Annotated in this window: 12 protein-coding genes and 1 other RNA gene; all 13 read left to right on the top strand. The window is 69.3% G+C overall.

Annotated features, from left to right (window positions below; genetic code table 11):
* Window positions 1-30 precede the first annotated feature (30 nt).
* The 13 genes from sppA to ftsW all read left to right on the top strand — a co-directional run bounded on the left by sppA (window position 31) and on the right by ftsW (window position 14020).
* Window positions 31-1830 carry a signal peptide peptidase SppA gene (gene sppA / locus AC52GN_RS12005; RefSeq protein ID WP_496527225.1) on the top strand — a complete coding sequence of 600 codons (1800 nt, stop codon included), beginning with the start codon at window positions 31-33 and terminating at the stop codon, window positions 1828-1830.
* A gap of 121 nt (window positions 1831-1951) precedes the next feature.
* Complete coding sequence (locus tag AC52GN_RS12000; RefSeq protein ID WP_291777845.1) at window positions 1952-2275, top strand: hypothetical protein; 324 nt, start codon at window positions 1952-1954, stop codon at window positions 2273-2275.
* Between the two features lie 10 nt (window positions 2276-2285).
* Entirely contained in the window at window positions 2286-3047 is a 762-nt protein-coding gene (locus tag AC52GN_RS11995; protein WP_496527224.1) for an N-acetylmuramoyl-L-alanine amidase, read from the top strand.
* Window positions 3048-3079: 32 nt separating this feature from the next.
* Window positions 3080-3456: RNase P RNA component class A (gene rnpB, locus AC52GN_RS11990), an RNA gene on the top strand.
* 303 nt (window positions 3457-3759) lie between these two features.
* Window positions 3760-4290, top strand: coding sequence for a division/cell wall cluster transcriptional repressor MraZ (locus tag AC52GN_RS11985; protein WP_496527223.1), 531 nt, complete (start codon window positions 3760-3762; stop codon window positions 4288-4290).
* Window positions 4232-5194, top strand: a complete 963-nt coding sequence (gene rsmH, locus AC52GN_RS11980) for a 16S rRNA (cytosine(1402)-N(4))-methyltransferase RsmH (protein ID WP_496527222.1) — start codon at window positions 4232-4234, stop codon at window positions 5192-5194. Before AC52GN_RS11985 ends, rsmH begins: the two co-directional genes overlap by 59 nt.
* Complete coding sequence (gene ftsL, locus AC52GN_RS11975) at window positions 5191-5589, top strand: cell division protein FtsL (protein ID WP_496527221.1); 399 nt, start codon at window positions 5191-5193, stop codon at window positions 5587-5589. Before rsmH ends, ftsL begins: the two co-directional genes overlap by 4 nt.
* Window positions 5586-7364, top strand: a complete 1779-nt coding sequence (locus AC52GN_RS11970) for a peptidoglycan D,D-transpeptidase FtsI family protein (RefSeq protein ID WP_496527220.1) — start codon at window positions 5586-5588, stop codon at window positions 7362-7364. Before ftsL ends, AC52GN_RS11970 begins: the two co-directional genes overlap by 4 nt.
* Window positions 7361-8818, top strand: coding sequence for a UDP-N-acetylmuramoyl-L-alanyl-D-glutamate--2,6-diaminopimelate ligase (locus AC52GN_RS11965; protein ID WP_496527219.1), 1458 nt, complete (start codon window positions 7361-7363; stop codon window positions 8816-8818). The genes AC52GN_RS11970 and AC52GN_RS11965 overlap by 4 nt, the downstream gene beginning before the upstream one ends.
* Window positions 8811-10250 (top strand): UDP-N-acetylmuramoyl-tripeptide--D-alanyl-D-alanine ligase, encoded by a 1440-nt coding sequence (locus tag AC52GN_RS11960; RefSeq protein ID WP_496527218.1) that lies wholly within the window; start codon window positions 8811-8813, stop codon window positions 10248-10250. The genes AC52GN_RS11965 and AC52GN_RS11960 overlap by 8 nt, the downstream gene beginning before the upstream one ends.
* The gene (mraY, locus tag AC52GN_RS11955; protein ID WP_286949962.1) at window positions 10250-11359 is read left to right on the top strand and encodes a phospho-N-acetylmuramoyl-pentapeptide-transferase; all 1110 of its coding nucleotides are present in this window, start codon (window positions 10250-10252) and stop codon (window positions 11357-11359) included. Before AC52GN_RS11960 ends, mraY begins: the two co-directional genes overlap by 1 nt.
* Before the next feature lie 4 nt (window positions 11360-11363).
* The gene (gene murD / locus AC52GN_RS11950; RefSeq protein ID WP_496527217.1) at window positions 11364-12842 is read left to right on the top strand and encodes a UDP-N-acetylmuramoyl-L-alanine--D-glutamate ligase; all 1479 of its coding nucleotides are present in this window, start codon (window positions 11364-11366) and stop codon (window positions 12840-12842) included.
* Complete coding sequence (ftsW, locus tag AC52GN_RS11945; RefSeq protein ID WP_291777877.1) at window positions 12839-14020, top strand: putative lipid II flippase FtsW; 1182 nt, start codon at window positions 12839-12841, stop codon at window positions 14018-14020. Before murD ends, ftsW begins: the two co-directional genes overlap by 4 nt.
* Window positions 14021-14024 lie beyond the last annotated feature (4 nt).

Here is a 14024-nt window from a genome sequence, read left to right as displayed (position 1 = left end):
CTGGCCGCGATCCTGGACGCCCGCCTTCCCATGAAGCAGTTCTTCCTCACCATGCTGGGCGTCTTCGCCGGGCTTGTGGCCTTCTTCGTCGTGTTGCCGGTGGTGGCGCTGATCTTCTTCGCCATGGCGGCCGGGGCCTCCAAGCCGACCACGCCCGCCCATACGGTGCTGGAGCTGGACCTGCGCAGCGGCCTGACGGATCAGACGCCGGTCAATCCCTTCGCGGCCTTCAGCGGCCCCAGCCTGTCGGTGGTCCAGGTCGTGGACGTGCTGGCTCAGGCGACCGCCGACGACAACGTCAAGGTGCTGTTGCTGCGCGCGCCCGAAGCCGGCATGACGCCCGCCTCGGCCGACGAGGTGCGTCAGGCGATCGCCCGCTTCCGCGCCTCGGGCAAGACGGTCATCGCGCACAGCCAGGGCTTCATGCCCGTGGGCGCGGTGATGTCCAGCTATATGGTCGCCTCCAGCGCCGATCAGCTGTGGCTGCAGAACACGGCGAACTTCCAGGCTGTGGGCCTGTCGGCGGACAGCGTCTTCCTGGGCCGCGCCTTCCAGAAATACGGCGTCAAGGCCGACTTCGAGCAGCGCTACGAATACAAGAACGCCGTCAACGAATATACGCAGAGCGATTTCACCGCCCCGCACCGTGAAGCCATGCTGGCCTGGATGGGCTCCATCTACGACAGCGCCGTCGCCAACATCGCCCGCGACCGCAAGACCACGCCCGAGGCCTTGAAGGCCGTCATCGAGGCCGGGCCCTATTCGGCCGATCAGGCCCTGTCGCTGAAGCTGGTCGACAAGATCGGCCAGGTCGAGGAAGCCGAGGCCGCCGCCAAGGAAAAAGCGGGCAAGAACGCCAAGATCGTCAAGTTCGGCGACTACGCCTCGCTGAAGGGGACGCGCACGACCTCGGGCTCGGGCTCGGCCAAGTCCGCCATCGCCATCGTCGGCGGCGAGGGCGCCATCATGACCGGCCGCGGCTCCAACGACTCGCCCTTCGGCGGCGGCTCCAACATCCGGTCGGACGATACGGCCAAAGCCATCTATCAGGCCATCGAGGACAAGGACGTGAAGGCCATCGTCTTCCGCGTCTCCTCGCCGGGCGGCTCGCCGGAAGCGTCGGAACAGGTTCTGGCGGCCGTGCGCGCGGCCAAGGCGGCGGGCAAGCCGGTGGTGGTGTCCATGGGCGCCTACGCCGCCTCGGGCGGCTACTGGATCAGCTCGGAAGCCGACTGGATCGTGGCCCAGCCCTCGACCCTGACCGGCTCGATCGGCGTGTTCGGCGGCAAGTTCGTGCTGGCTGACGCCCTGGGCCGCTTCGGCGTCGACATGCGCGGCCTGTCGGTCGGCGGCGACTACGCCGACGCCTTCTCGCCGGTGCAGGGCTTCGATCAGGGCCAGCGCGCCGCCTTCGCCGCCTCGATGGACCGCATCTACGAAGAGTTCGTCGCCCGCGTGGCCAAGGGCCGCAAGCTGCCGGTCGAGCGCGTGCGCGAGATCGCCAAGGGCCGCGTCTGGACCGGCGCCCAGGCCCACGGTCTGGGTCTGGTCGATCAACTCGGCGGTCTGGAGGAGGCCGTGGCCAAGGCGCGCCAACTGGCCAAGATTCCTTCGTCCGAGACCGTCCGCTTCAAGCGCTTCCCGCAGCCGCAGTCGCCGTGGGAGGCCCTGGCGACGGCCTTCGGCGCTTCGGGCCAGGCCGCCGAGGCCATGGTCAAGGTCGGCCAGGTCATGGGCGATCCCGCCGCCCAGGCCATGCTGAACCGCGTTGAGACCGACCGGATGCGCAGCCGCGGTTCCGTCGTCCTGGCGGACCAGCCGGCCTTCTGAGGCGCGGCTGGATCAGCAAATGTGACTGGTGCGTGATGTCGCAGTGCATTGACCGTTCAGGTCGATGGACCGACATTACGCCTCAGGCGTTCATCAGGACGCTGAGAGAGGCTTTGAGTTCATGATCAACTCCGACCCGATGGGCCAGCTGGGTTTCAATGCGCGCCGTCGGCCCGGTTCCGGCCTGCTGGCGCCCTTCGTCTGGGCCGCCGGTCTGATCGCCACCGCCCTGGCTGTGACGGTCGGCGCCTTGCTGGCCGTCTTCACCGCCGCCGCCGTAGCCATGATCGCCGTGGTTGGGGGCGTGCTGGTCTTCTTCGCCGGTTTCGCCCTGCGCGCCCGCCGCGCCATGACCGCGCGCCGCCGTCGCGACGACGGGGTCATCGACGCCAGGAAGGTCGGCGACACCTGGGTGGCCTACGGCTGGGAAAAGGAAGGGCGCTGACAGGCCCCTCATGATCGCCTTCACCGACGCGCCGTCCCCGAATTTCGACGCCCGGCGCGGCCCGCCGGACATTCTGGTTCTGCACTACACCGGCATGGAGACCGCCGAGGCGGCGATCGAGCGCCTGCGGGATCCGGAAGCCAAGGTTTCGGCCCACTATGTCGTCGACGAGGACGGCGCCGTCCTGCGCCTGGTGGCCGAAGAGCGCCGGGCCTGGCACGCCGGGCGCGGCGCCTGGCAGGGCGAGACCGACGTCAACGCCGCCTCCATCGGCGTCGAGATCGTCAATCCGGGCCATGAGTTCGGCTACCGCCCCTTTCCCGAGGCCCAGGTCCGGGCGGTGATCGCCCTGGCGGCGGACATCCGCACCCGCTGGTCCATTCCCGACGCCCGCATCATCGCCCATTCCGACCTGGCGCCCGAGCGCAAGCAGGACCCTGGCGAACTCTTCCCGTGGAAGCGGCTGGCCGAGGCCGGGCACGGCCTGTGGTTCGAACCGGCGCCGGAGCGCGTCGGCGCCCTGGGCGCGCCTCTGTCGCCGGGCGACGAGGGACTGGGCGTCATTGTCCTGCGCTCGGGTCTGCACCGGCTGGGCTATGGGCTGCAGCCGGCCGGCGCCTATGACGAGGAGACCCGCCTGACGGTCGAGGCCTTCCAGCGCCACTGGCGGCCGGATCGGGTCGACGGCGTGGCCGACGGCGAGACGCGGGCGCGTCTGGTCGGCCTGCTCCAACTGGCTTCGGTCGAGAGCGTCACGGGCGTTCTGGATTGACGCGGCGTCCCATCGCGCGCATCTAGCGCTCGCCAGACGGCCGGGCGGTCGCGGCGGGGGCTTGCTCCCGTCGAGGAAAGTCCGGGCTCCACGGTGAAAAGGCGGCGGGTAACGCCCGCCCGGGGCGACCCGAGGGACAGCGCCACAGAAAGCAAACCGCCCCGGTCCGCCGGGGCAAGGGTGAAAGGGTGGGGTAAGAGCCCACCGCGTCGGCGGCAACGTCGACGGCATGGCAAGCCCCGCCTGGAGCAAGACCAAATAGGGACATCGCGCGGGGCTCGCCCCGCAGGGTTCACCGCCCCAGATGTCCGGGTAGGTCGCGAGAGCCGTCCAGCAATGGGCGGCCCAGAGGAATGATCGTCGCCGCTTTCGGGCGGAACAGAACCCGGCTTACAGGCCGTCTGGCTTTATATTTCGCCCTACCGCGCATTCGCGCTGCTTGAGGGCGCGCCGTTAACCATTCCGTTTAAATCAAGGCCTTAGAACCCGTCCACAGGCTGTGAATACTCATTTTGTTCTGTGTATGTTCCGATTTTACAGTCGTGACGACGTCATCGGAACCGCAAATTAGGTTAAAGGGCGTCAACTAATCCCATTGAGGCCCATTCTATCCCATGCTATCCCAATAGCTCATGAGTGAGGGCCAAGGCCCGACGCGTGGGCTTTTTCATCGGATTTCAGGGACGGGCCGCAGGGTTCGATAGGGCAGGGCGTGTTTCTCTCGACCTACGAGAAGCAGCTGGACGGCAAGCGCCGTCTCCTGATCCCTCAGGAATTCCGCACGGCCGAGAACGGCGCCGAACATGGCGTCTTCTGTTTCCCCTCCATCGAAGCGGACTGTCTGGAAGCGGGCGGCGACAAGCTGTTCGCCGAATATCGCGCGGTGATCGAAAGCCTGCCGTTCGGCGATCCGTACCGCTCGGCGCTGGAAGCTTCGATCTTCGGCGAGCAGAAGCCGCTGGCCTATGACTCGGGCGGGCGCATCACCCTGCCGGAGCATCTGTGCGCCGAGGTCGACCTGTCCGACACGGTCGTCATCTACGGCGTCGGCGAGCGCTTCCAGATCTGGAACAAGGACAAGTGGGCCGCGCACCGCGCCGAGCAGCGCCGCATGGCGCGCGAGGGCCTCAAGCAGTTCGGCGAGATGCGCCGTCAGGCGATGGCGGCGAAGACGGGGGAGCGGCATGACTTCTCCGCACGCGCCCGTTCTGCTGGCCGAGGTGATCGAGGCGCTGGCGCCTAAGGCGGGCGATGTGATCATCGACGCCACCTTCGGCGCGGGCGGCTATACGCGCGCCATTCTGGAGCGCGGCGCGGATGTGGTGGCGCTGGATCGCGACCCGACGGTGCAGCCGTTCGCGGACGCCGTGGCGCGTGACTTTCCCGAGCATTTCCAGCTGATCCGCACGCCGTTTTCCGGTCTGGCCGAGGCGTTCGAGGAGAGCGACAAGGCCAAGCTGGACGGCGCCGTCTTCGATATCGGCGTCTCGTCCATGCAACTGGATCAGGCCGAACGCGGCTTCTCCTTCATGCGCGACGGGCCGCTGGACATGCGGATGTCGGATGAGGGCGAAACCGCCGCCGACATCGTCAACACCTGGGACCACGGGCCGCTGGCCCATATCTTCAAGCTGTACGGCGACGAGCGCCAGTCGGGCCGGGTCGCCACGGCCATCCTGCGTCGCCGGGTTGAGCAGCCCTTCACCCGCACCCTGGATCTGGCCGAGGTGGTGGAGAAGGCTCTGGGCGGGCGTCGCGGCGCCGCCATCCATCCGGCCACCCGCGTGTTTCAGGCCCTGCGCATCGCCGTCAACGACGAGCTGGGCGAGCTGGAGCGCGGGCTGGAGGCGGCCGAGGCGACGCTGGCGCCCGGCGGGCGGCTGGTCGTCGTCACCTTCCATTCCCTGGAAGACCGCATGGTCAAGGCCTTCCTGACCGAGCGCACCGGCAATGCGCCGGGCGGGTCGCGTCATGCGCCGGTCGCGGTCGAGACGCGCAAGCCCAGCTTCGACCTTCTGTTCAAGGGCGCGCGCGAGGCGGGCGAGGCCGAACTGGCCGCCAACCCCCGCGCCCGCTCGGCCAAGATCCGCGCGGCGGTTCGGACCGACGCCCCGGCCTGGGGCGCGATGAAGGGGAGGGCCGCATGATCGCCATGCCCGCCCCCGTCAAACGCCTGTTCGAGTGGAAGGTGCGCGGCGTGCGCTGCGTCGAGATCATCGGCGTGGCCTGCGTGCTGGCGCTGGTCTTCTCGGTCTACATCGCCAAGGCGGCCGCCGCGCGCGAGAGCGCCGAGATCAGCCGTATCGAGCGTGACATCCGCGAAAACCGCGAGCGGGTCCGCCTGCTGCGCGCCGAGGTCACGCGGCTGGAGCAGCCCGCGCGGCTGGAGGCCCTGTCGCGCGAGATCGGCCTGGGGCCGGTCGATGTGAAGAAGCAGGCGGGCGAGGCGGCCTTGACCGAGATCGCACCGCCGCCGGTCGAGAAGCCGGTTGAAAAGGCCCCTGTCGCGCCGCCCGCCGCCGCTACGGAGGCCGTGCAATGAGCGTGCATGACCACCACGGCATGGGCTATCGCGGCCGCCCGCAGGCGACCTTCGGCGGCGCCGTCTCGGCCTGGGGGCGGTGGGTCGCCTCCCTGGTGTGGAACCTGGAGCACTCGTTCGAGCGCGCCCGCGCCGATGCGCGGCCGGAAGAAGACACCCGCGTCCGCATCTTCCTGATCATGGCGGCCTTCTGCGCCGTCTTCGCCTGCCTGGCGCTGGGCGCGGCGCACGCGGCGCTGCTGACGCCGCGCGGCGGGGCGGGGGCGGGCTTCCATCCCGGCGCTCTGACGCGCGCCGACCTGGTGGACCGCAACGGCCGGCTGCTGGCGACCAACATCACCCACTACGGCCTCTATATCGACCCGCGCGAGGTCTGGGACATTCCGGCCGCCAAGGCGCAGTTGCGCCGCGCCCTGCCGCGCATTTCCGCCGCGCGTCTGGACCGGGTGATGAGCGGCGAGCGCCGCCTGATTGCGCTGACGGGTCTGACGCCGTCGGAGCGCCGGGCGGTTCATGCGCTGGCGCTGGGCGGGGTGACGTTCGAGCCGGAGGACCGCCGCGTCTATCCGCTGGGGACCTCCGCCGTGCATCTGATCGGCCGTTCGGACACGGGCGGCGAAGGCGTGGCGGGCGCCGAGCTGGCCTTCAACCAGGAAATCCGCGCGGCGGGCGTCGCGGGCGAGGACTTCCCCCTGTCGATCGACCTGCGCATTCAGGGCGTGGTCGAGAACGAGCTGGCCATCGCCGCCGAGGAGCACAAGGTCAAGGGCGCCGTCGCCGTCGTCGCCGACGTGCAGACGGGCGAGATTCTGGCGATGGCCTCGTGGCCGACCTATGACGCCAACCGTCGCAACGCCGCGCCGGAAGAGGCGACGCTGAACCGCGTCACCTCGGCCCACTATGAGATGGGCTCGGTGTTCAAGAGCTTCACCGTCGCCGCCGGCATCGACACCGGCCGGGCCGACATGAACACCCTGTTCGACGCCTCTCAGGCCCTGCAGATCGGCAAGCGTCGCATCACCGACTTCCACGCCACCAACAAGGTGCTGACGCTGGAGGAGGTCTATCTGCATTCGTCCAACATCGGCACCTCGCGACTGGCGGTCGAGATGGGCGGCGATGTGATGCGCGACTATTTCCGCCGTCTGGGCCTGCTGGACGCCGCGCCGATCGAGCTGAAGGAATCGGCCGCTCCGCCCAAGGTGCGCAAGTGGGACGACAGCACCCTGGCGTCGCTGTCCTTCGGCTACGGCATCATGGTCACGCCGATCCAGTATGTGGCGGCCTATGGGGCGCTGAGCAACGGCGGCCGCTATGTGGCGCCGACCCTGCGCAAGGGCGGCCGTCCGAACGCCCAGACGCATCAGGTCGTTTCGGCCGAGACGTCGGCGACCATGCTGGACCTGATGCGCCGCAACGTGACGCGCGGTTCGGGCCGGTTCGCCGATGCGCCGGGCCTGCGCATGGGCGGCAAGACGGGTTCGGCCAACAAGCTGGTCAACGGCCGCTATAATCCGGCGGTGGCCGTCGGCTCCTTCGCCGGGGTCTTCCCCGCCGACGGGCCGGTGGACGCCAAGCGCTACACCGTCTTCGTCCTGATGGACGAGCCGGGCGTCTATCCGCGCACCGGCGGCTATGTCGCTGCGCCCGCCGTGGGCCGGATCGCCAACCGCATCGCCGGCTTCCTGGGCGTCGAGCGCAAGGCCGACCGCTGGTCCACCGCGCTAGGCGAAAAGATCCCCGAGTTCCAGGACGTGGAGGGCGACGGCCGATGAGCCAGTTGCGCCTTTCCGAACTGCTGCGCCGGGACGTGGTCTCGGACCCTGAGATCACCGCCGTCACCGCCGACAGCCGTCAGGTCGTGCCCGGCGCCCTGTTCGTCGCCCTGCCGGGAACGCAGGCCGACGGCCGCGCCTTCATTCCGCAGGCCCTGGCCAAGGGCGCGGCGGCCGTGCTGGCGCCGTCCGATACGCCTGAAGGCGCGGCGCCGGTTCTGGTCGGATCGGGCGACGTGCATCGGGCCTACGCCATCGCCGCGCGCGCGTTCTACGGCGCCCAGCCGCGCACTTGCGTCGCCGTGACCGGCACCAACGGCAAGACCTCGGTCGCCAACTTCTGCCGTCAGATCTGGGCGGGCATGGGCCTGAAGTCGGCCAGCATGGGCACCCTGGGCGTTGTCGGCCAGAAGGGCGACAGGACCTACGCCCTGACCGGCCCTGGCCTGACGAGCCCCGACGCCGCCGAGGCCGCGCGCCTGCTGGCCGAACTGGCCCGCAAGGAGGTCACCCATCTGGCGCTGGAGGCTTCGTCCCACGGCATCGACCAGCGGCGTCTGGACGGGGTGGCGATCAAGGCGGCGGGCTTCACCAACCTGACGCAGGATCACCTCGACTATCACGGCACGATGGAGGACTACCGCGCCGCCAAGATGCGCCTGTTCGAGGCCCTGCTGCCGCGCGGGCGCACGGCGGTTCTGAACGCGGATTCCGACGCCTATTCGGCCTTCGCCTCGGCCTCGATCATGGCGGGGCTGGGCGTGATGGGCGTCGGCGAACGCGGGCGCGACCTGACGCTGCTGGCGCGCCGCGCGACGCCGGAAGGCCAGCGCCTGACCCTCGACGCGCGCGGCCGGGTGCATGACATTCTGCTGCCTCTCGCGGGCGCCTTCCAGGCGTCCAACGCCCTGGTGGCCGCTGGTCTGTGCATCGCGGGCGGCGAGGACCCGGACCGCGTGATCCCGGCGCTGGAGTTGATCCAGGGCGCGCAGGGCCGTCTGCAACGCATCCCCGGCGGCGCGCGCGGCGGCGAGGTCTATGTCGACTACGCCCACACCCCCGACGGGCTGGAGACAGTTCTGAACGCCCTGCGTCCGCACGCGACGGGCCGCCTGATCGTCGTCTTCGGCGCGGGCGGCGACCGCGACCGGGCCAAGCGTCCGCTGATGGGCGAGATCGCGGGGCGTATGGCCGATACGACCATCGTCACTGACGACAACCCGCGTTCCGAAGACCCCGCCTCCATTCGGGCTCAGGTCCGCGCAGGCTGCCCCGACGCGCTGGAGATCGGCGACCGCCGCGAGGCTATCCGCCACGCCGTCTCCCTGATGCGCGAAGGAGATGTGGTCGTGATCGCCGGAAAAGGGCATGAACAGGGTCAGATCGTCGGCGGGGTCGTGCATCCCTTCGACGACGCCGCCGAAGCGACCGAAGCCCTGAAAGACCATGCCTGACGCACACACGCCGCTCTGGACCGCCGAAGCGATCGCCTCGGCGACCGGAGGACGGCTTCATGGACCCGACTCTGAAGTCTCGGGCCTGACCTACAACAGCCGCGAGATTCAGCCGGGTGACCTGTTCCTGGCCCTGCACGGCGCGCGCGACGGGCATGAGTTCGCCGAGGCCGCCTTTGCGGCGGGCGCGACGGTTGCGCTGGTCGACCGGCCGGTCGAGGGCGGGTCTTATGTCCTGGTGCCCGACACCCTGAAGGGCTTGGAGGCGCTGGGCGTCGCCGCCCGCGATCGCGCCCGCCTGCGCGGCGCCGTCACCGGCAGCGTCGGCAAGACCAGCGTGACCCAGGCCATCAAGGCGGGCCTTGATCTGGCCGGATCAAGCCACGCATCGATCAAGAGCTACAACAACCATATCGGCGTGCCGCTGACGCTGGCGCGCATGCCTCAGGGCACGGACCGCGCCGTGTTCGAGATCGGCATGAACCATCCGGGCGAGATCGGGCCGCTGTCGCAGTTCGTGCGTCCGCACGCCGCCTGCGTCACCACGGTCGGGCCGGTGCACATCGAAGCCTTCGCCGACGGCGAGGCGGGCGTGGCGCGTGAAAAGGCCGCCATCTTCGAGGGGCTGGCGCCGGGCGGGATCGCCGTGGTCAACGCCGCCGACGCCCATGCCGACATCGTGCGTCAGGGGGCGGGAAAGGCTGGGGCCGTGGTGCGGACCTTCGGCCATGAAGCGGGCTGCGACGCGCGCCTGCTGGACTTCGTGGCCGACAGCGAGGGCGCGACCGTCACGGCCGAGCTGGACGGGCGGCGCCTCGAATACCGGCTGGCCCAGTCGGGCGTGCACTGGGGGCTGAACAGCCTGTGCGTCATCCTGATGCTGCAGGCGCTGGACGTGTCGCTGGAGACGGCGCTGCAGGCGCTGGCGGGCTTTCAGCCTCTGGCCGGGCGCGGGCAGGAGCGGACGGTCGCTGTGCCCGGCGGCGCCTTCACCCTGATCGACGAGAGCTACAACGCCAATCCGCTGTCGATGAAGGCGGGCTTCGTCAGCCTGGGCGCCAAGCCGGTGGGGCCCGGCGGCCGCCGCGTCGTCGTGCTGACCGACATGCTGGAGCTGGGCGAGCACAGCCGCGCCCTGCACGAGGGGCTGGCTCCCGCCATTGTCGCCGCCGGGCTGGACCTGGTGCATACGGCCGGGCCGCAGATGCGCCTGCTGCATGAGGCCCTGCCGCCGTCGCTGCGCGGACAATGGCGCGAGACCGCCGCCGAACTGGCCGCCGAGGCCGCCTTGCTGGTGCAGCCCGGCGACGTGGTCATGGTCAAGGGCTCGAACGGATCGAAGGCGTCGCTCGTTGCGGCCGCGCTTGCAAATCTCGGCGTGGCCGAACAAGAGGCGCGCGTCGCCGCCGAGGCCCAAGGGAAGCCTGCCTGATGTTCTACCTGCTCTATCTCTATTACGCGGACATCGCGCAGGAATATCCGCTGCTCCACCTGATCCAGTATCAGACGGTGCGCGTGGCCCTGGCCATGGCCACGGCCATGATCGTGGCGGTGGCCATGGGCAGCCGCTTCATCAACTGGATCCGCGCCAAGCAGGGCCGGGGCCAGCCGATCCGCGACGACGGCCCGGTGTCCCACCTGTCCAAGGTCGGCACCCCGACCATGGGCGGGCTGATGATCCTGGCGGGCATCGGCGTGGCCGTTCTGCTGTGGGGCGACCTGACCAACCCCTATATCTGGATCGTCTCGGGCGTGACGGCGGCGTTCGGCGTGCTGGGCTTCATCGACGACTACGCCAAGGTGACGAAGCAGACCTCGGCCGGGCTGACGTCCAAGCAGAAGCTGCTGGCCCAGACGGTCGTGGCCGTGATCGCAGGCGTGCTGACCGTGTTGTGGATGACCCAGTCGCCGACCTCGCCGGGGCTTGAGACCTCGATCGCCTTCCCCTTCCTGAAGGCGGTGCTGCTGAACATCGGCTGGTTCTATGTGGCCTTTGCGGCCTTCACCATCATCGGCTTCTCGAACGCGGTGAACCTGACGGACGGGCTGGACGGCCTGGCCATCGTGCCGGTGATGATGGCGGCGGGCGCCTTCGGCATCATCAGCTATCTGGTCGGCAACTTCCTGTTTGCGGACTATCTGCAGGTCCACCATGTGCCCGGTGCGGGCGAGCTGGCCATCTTCTGCGCCGCCATCATCGGCGGGGGCATGGGCTTCCTGTGGTACAATGCGCCCCCCGCCAAGATCTTCATGGGCGACACCGGCTCGCTGGCCCTGGGCGGCGCCCTGGGCTCCATGGCCGTGGCGACCAAGCACGAGCTGGTGCTGGGCATCGTCGGCGGCCTGTTCGTGGTCGAGGCGGCCTCGGTGATGATCCAGGTCGGCTACTTCAAGCTGACGGGCAAGCGCATCTTCCTGATGGCGCCGATCCACCACCATTTCGAGAAGATGGGCTGGCCGGAATCGACCGTGGTGATCCGCTTCTGGATCGTCGCCGCCATGCTGGCCCTGGCCGGTCTGGCCACGCTGAAGCTGCGTTGATCCGATGATCCCCGTTCCCGGCTTCGAGGGGCGTCGCGTTGCGGTCTTCGGCCTGGGGCGGTCGGGGATTACGGCGGCGCGCGCGCTTCAGGCCGGGGGCGCGATCCCCGTGCTGTGGGACGACGGCGTCTCGGGCCGGATGCAGGCCGAGGCCGAAGGGTTCCTGGTCGAGGATCTGACCCGCGCTGACTGGTCCGGGTTCGCCGCGCTTGTACTGTCGCCGGGCGCGCCGCTGACCCATCCGAAACCGCATTGGAGCGTCGAGCGCGCCCATGAGGCGAGCGTGCCGGTCATCGGCGACGTGGAGCTGTTCGCGCGGGCGCTGGCCGCCTTGCCGCAAGGGGAACGGCCGCGCGTGGTCGCCATCACCGGCACCAACGGCAAGTCGACGACCACGGCTCTGATCGGCTGGGTGCTGAAGCAGGCGGGCCTGACCGTTCATATCGGCGGCAATATCGGCATCGGGGTGCTGGCCTTGCCGGAGCCGACGGCGGATGCGGTCTATGTGATCGAGGTGTCGTCCTATCAGCTGGACCTGACGACGGGCTTTGCGCCGGACGTGGCGATCCTGACCAATGTGTCGCCGGACCATCTGGACCGCCACGGCGGGCTGAAGGGCTACGTCGCCGCCAAGCGCCGGATTTTTCAGGCGCAGGACGGTGAGGCGCTGGCGCTGATCGGCGTGGATGAAGAATGGGGCCGGAAGGCTGCGGCGGACCTGCGGGCGCAGGGGCGGCGGGTTTGCACCGTCTCTACATCCGCTCATCCCCGCGGAGGCGGGGACCCAGAAAGAGCCGTCTCCACGACGCCGACCGGGGGGCTGCAGCCAAAGAACTGGGTCCCCGCCTCCGCGGGGATGAGCGGGATAGGGGCTAAGCCCGGCGCCTTGATCGTTGAGGGCGCCGTGCTGGCCGATTTGACCGCCGCGCGTTCGCTTCCCGGTCGCCACAATGCACAGAACGCAGCCTTCGCCTACGCCACGGCGCGGGCGCTGGGCGTGTCGCATGAGGCGGCGGTCGAGGGCCTGCTGACCTTCCCCGGCCTGTCGCACCGGATGGAGGCCGTAGGCCGCCTCGGCGCGGTGCGCTTCATCAACGACTCCAAGGCCACCAACGCCGATGCGGCGCGGCAGGCGCTGGCCTCCTACCCTTCCGTCTTCTGGATCGCGGGAGGCAAGGCCAAGGACGGCGGCATCGAGACCCTGCACGATCTCTTCCCGCGCGTGACCAAGGCCTATCTGATCGGAGAGGCGGCGGACGCCTTCGCCGTCACTCTGGCCGACACGCCGCACGTCGTCGCCCATACGATGGAGCGGGCCGTCGAATTGGCCGCCGCCGATGCCGCTGCCGCTGGAGGCGAGCAGGTGGTCCTGCTGTCGCCCGCCTGCGCCAGCTTTGATCAGTTCCCTGATTTCGAGGTCCGGGGCGAGGCGTTCCGCGCCGCCGTCCTGAGCCTGGGCGCACGGCCGGAGCCCGCCGCATGACCCACAACAGCTACAGCCATCCCTTTTCGCGCAACGACCAGAGCCTGATCGCGCGCTGGTTCTGGACGGTGGATCGCGGCCTGCTGGGCGCGGCGCTGACGCTGGTGGCGCTGGGCGTGGCGCTGAGCTTCGCCTCCAGCCCGGCGGCGATCGCGGCGGACGAATCCATCACCGATCCATTCCACTATTCGTGGCGGATGATGGTCTTCTCGACCATGGGGCTGTTCGTCATGCTGAGCGCCTCGCTGCTGTCGCCGCGGGGGGTCAGACGGATCGCGGTGCTGGCCTTGCTGTGCGCCATCGTGGTCATGGCGGCCCTGCCCTTCATCGGCGACACGGTGAAGGGAGCGGCGCGCTGGATCAATCTGGGGCCGTTCAGCCTGCAGCCGTCCGAGTTCGCCAAGCCCGGCCTGATCGTCTTCGCCGCCTGGATGTTCGCCGAGGCCCAGAAAGGCGAGGGCGTGCCCGGCGTCAGCATCGCCTTCGGCCTGTGGGCGCTGACGGTGGGCCTGCTTCTGATCCAGCCGGACATCGGCCAGACCCTGTTGATCACCACCACCTTCATGGCCGTCTTCTTCATGGCGGGAGTGCCGCTGAAATGGGTGGCGGCCCTGGCGGCGGTCGGCGCGGGCGGGGTGGTGTCGCTGTATTTCATGTTCAGCCACATGCGTGACCGCCTGAGCCGCTTCCTGTCGCCCGAGACGACCGACACCCACCAGATCGACCGCGCGTCCGAGGCGATCCGCGCCGGGGGGCTGGTCGGGCGCGGCATCGGCGAGGGGGTGATGAAGCGCCACGTCCCCGACCTGCACACCGACTTCATCTATTCCGTCGGGGCTGAGGAGTTCGGCCTGGTGCTGTCGCTGATCATGATCGGGCTTTACGCCTTCATCGTCATTCGCGGGATGCGGCGGGCGATGAAGCTGAACGACTCCTTCGAACAGACGGCGGCGGCGGGGCTGTTCATGCTGATCGGGCTGCAGGCCTGCATCAACATCGCGGTGAACCTGAACCTGATCCCCACCAAGGGGATGACGTTGCCCTTCATCAGCTACGGCGGGTCGTCCATGATGGCCATGGGGCTGACGATGGGGTTCGCCCTGGCCCTGACCCGGCGTCGTCCGGGCGCCTATGAACTGGGGTCGAACGTCGCCCCGCGTCGTCGCCTGCTGCCGTAAGAGA

The sequence above is a fragment of the Brevundimonas sp. SS2672 genome (assembly GCF_059579685.1).
Note: the sequence above shows the minus strand (reverse complement) of the source record. Positions and strands in the feature narration are given on the sequence as shown.

What these genes read in the sequence shown, in the direction of transcription:
- sppA (WP_496527225.1), top strand. Translation starts at nt 31, where the DNA reads ATGAAGCAGTTCTTCCTCACCATGCTGGGCGTCTTCGCCGGGCTTGTG.
- AC52GN_RS12000 (WP_291777845.1), top strand. Translation starts at nt 1,952, where the DNA reads ATGATCAACTCCGACCCGATGGGCCAGCTGGGTTTCAATGCGCGCCGT.
- AC52GN_RS11995 (WP_496527224.1), top strand. Translation starts at nt 2,286, where the DNA reads ATGATCGCCTTCACCGACGCGCCGTCCCCGAATTTCGACGCCCGGCGC.
- rsmH (WP_496527222.1), top strand. Translation starts at nt 4,232, where the DNA reads ATGACTTCTCCGCACGCGCCCGTTCTGCTGGCCGAGGTGATCGAGGCG.
- ftsL (WP_496527221.1), top strand. Translation starts at nt 5,191, where the DNA reads ATGATCGCCATGCCCGCCCCCGTCAAACGCCTGTTCGAGTGGAAGGTG.
- AC52GN_RS11970 (WP_496527220.1), top strand. Translation starts at nt 5,586, where the DNA reads ATGAGCGTGCATGACCACCACGGCATGGGCTATCGCGGCCGCCCGCAG.
- AC52GN_RS11965 (WP_496527219.1), top strand. Translation starts at nt 7,361, where the DNA reads ATGAGCCAGTTGCGCCTTTCCGAACTGCTGCGCCGGGACGTGGTCTCG.
- AC52GN_RS11960 (WP_496527218.1), top strand. Translation starts at nt 8,811, where the DNA reads ATGCCTGACGCACACACGCCGCTCTGGACCGCCGAAGCGATCGCCTCG.
- mraY (WP_286949962.1), top strand. Translation starts at nt 10,250, where the DNA reads ATGTTCTACCTGCTCTATCTCTATTACGCGGACATCGCGCAGGAATAT.
- murD (WP_496527217.1), top strand. Translation starts at nt 11,364, where the DNA reads ATGATCCCCGTTCCCGGCTTCGAGGGGCGTCGCGTTGCGGTCTTCGGC.
- ftsW (WP_291777877.1), top strand. Translation starts at nt 12,839, where the DNA reads ATGACCCACAACAGCTACAGCCATCCCTTTTCGCGCAACGACCAGAGC.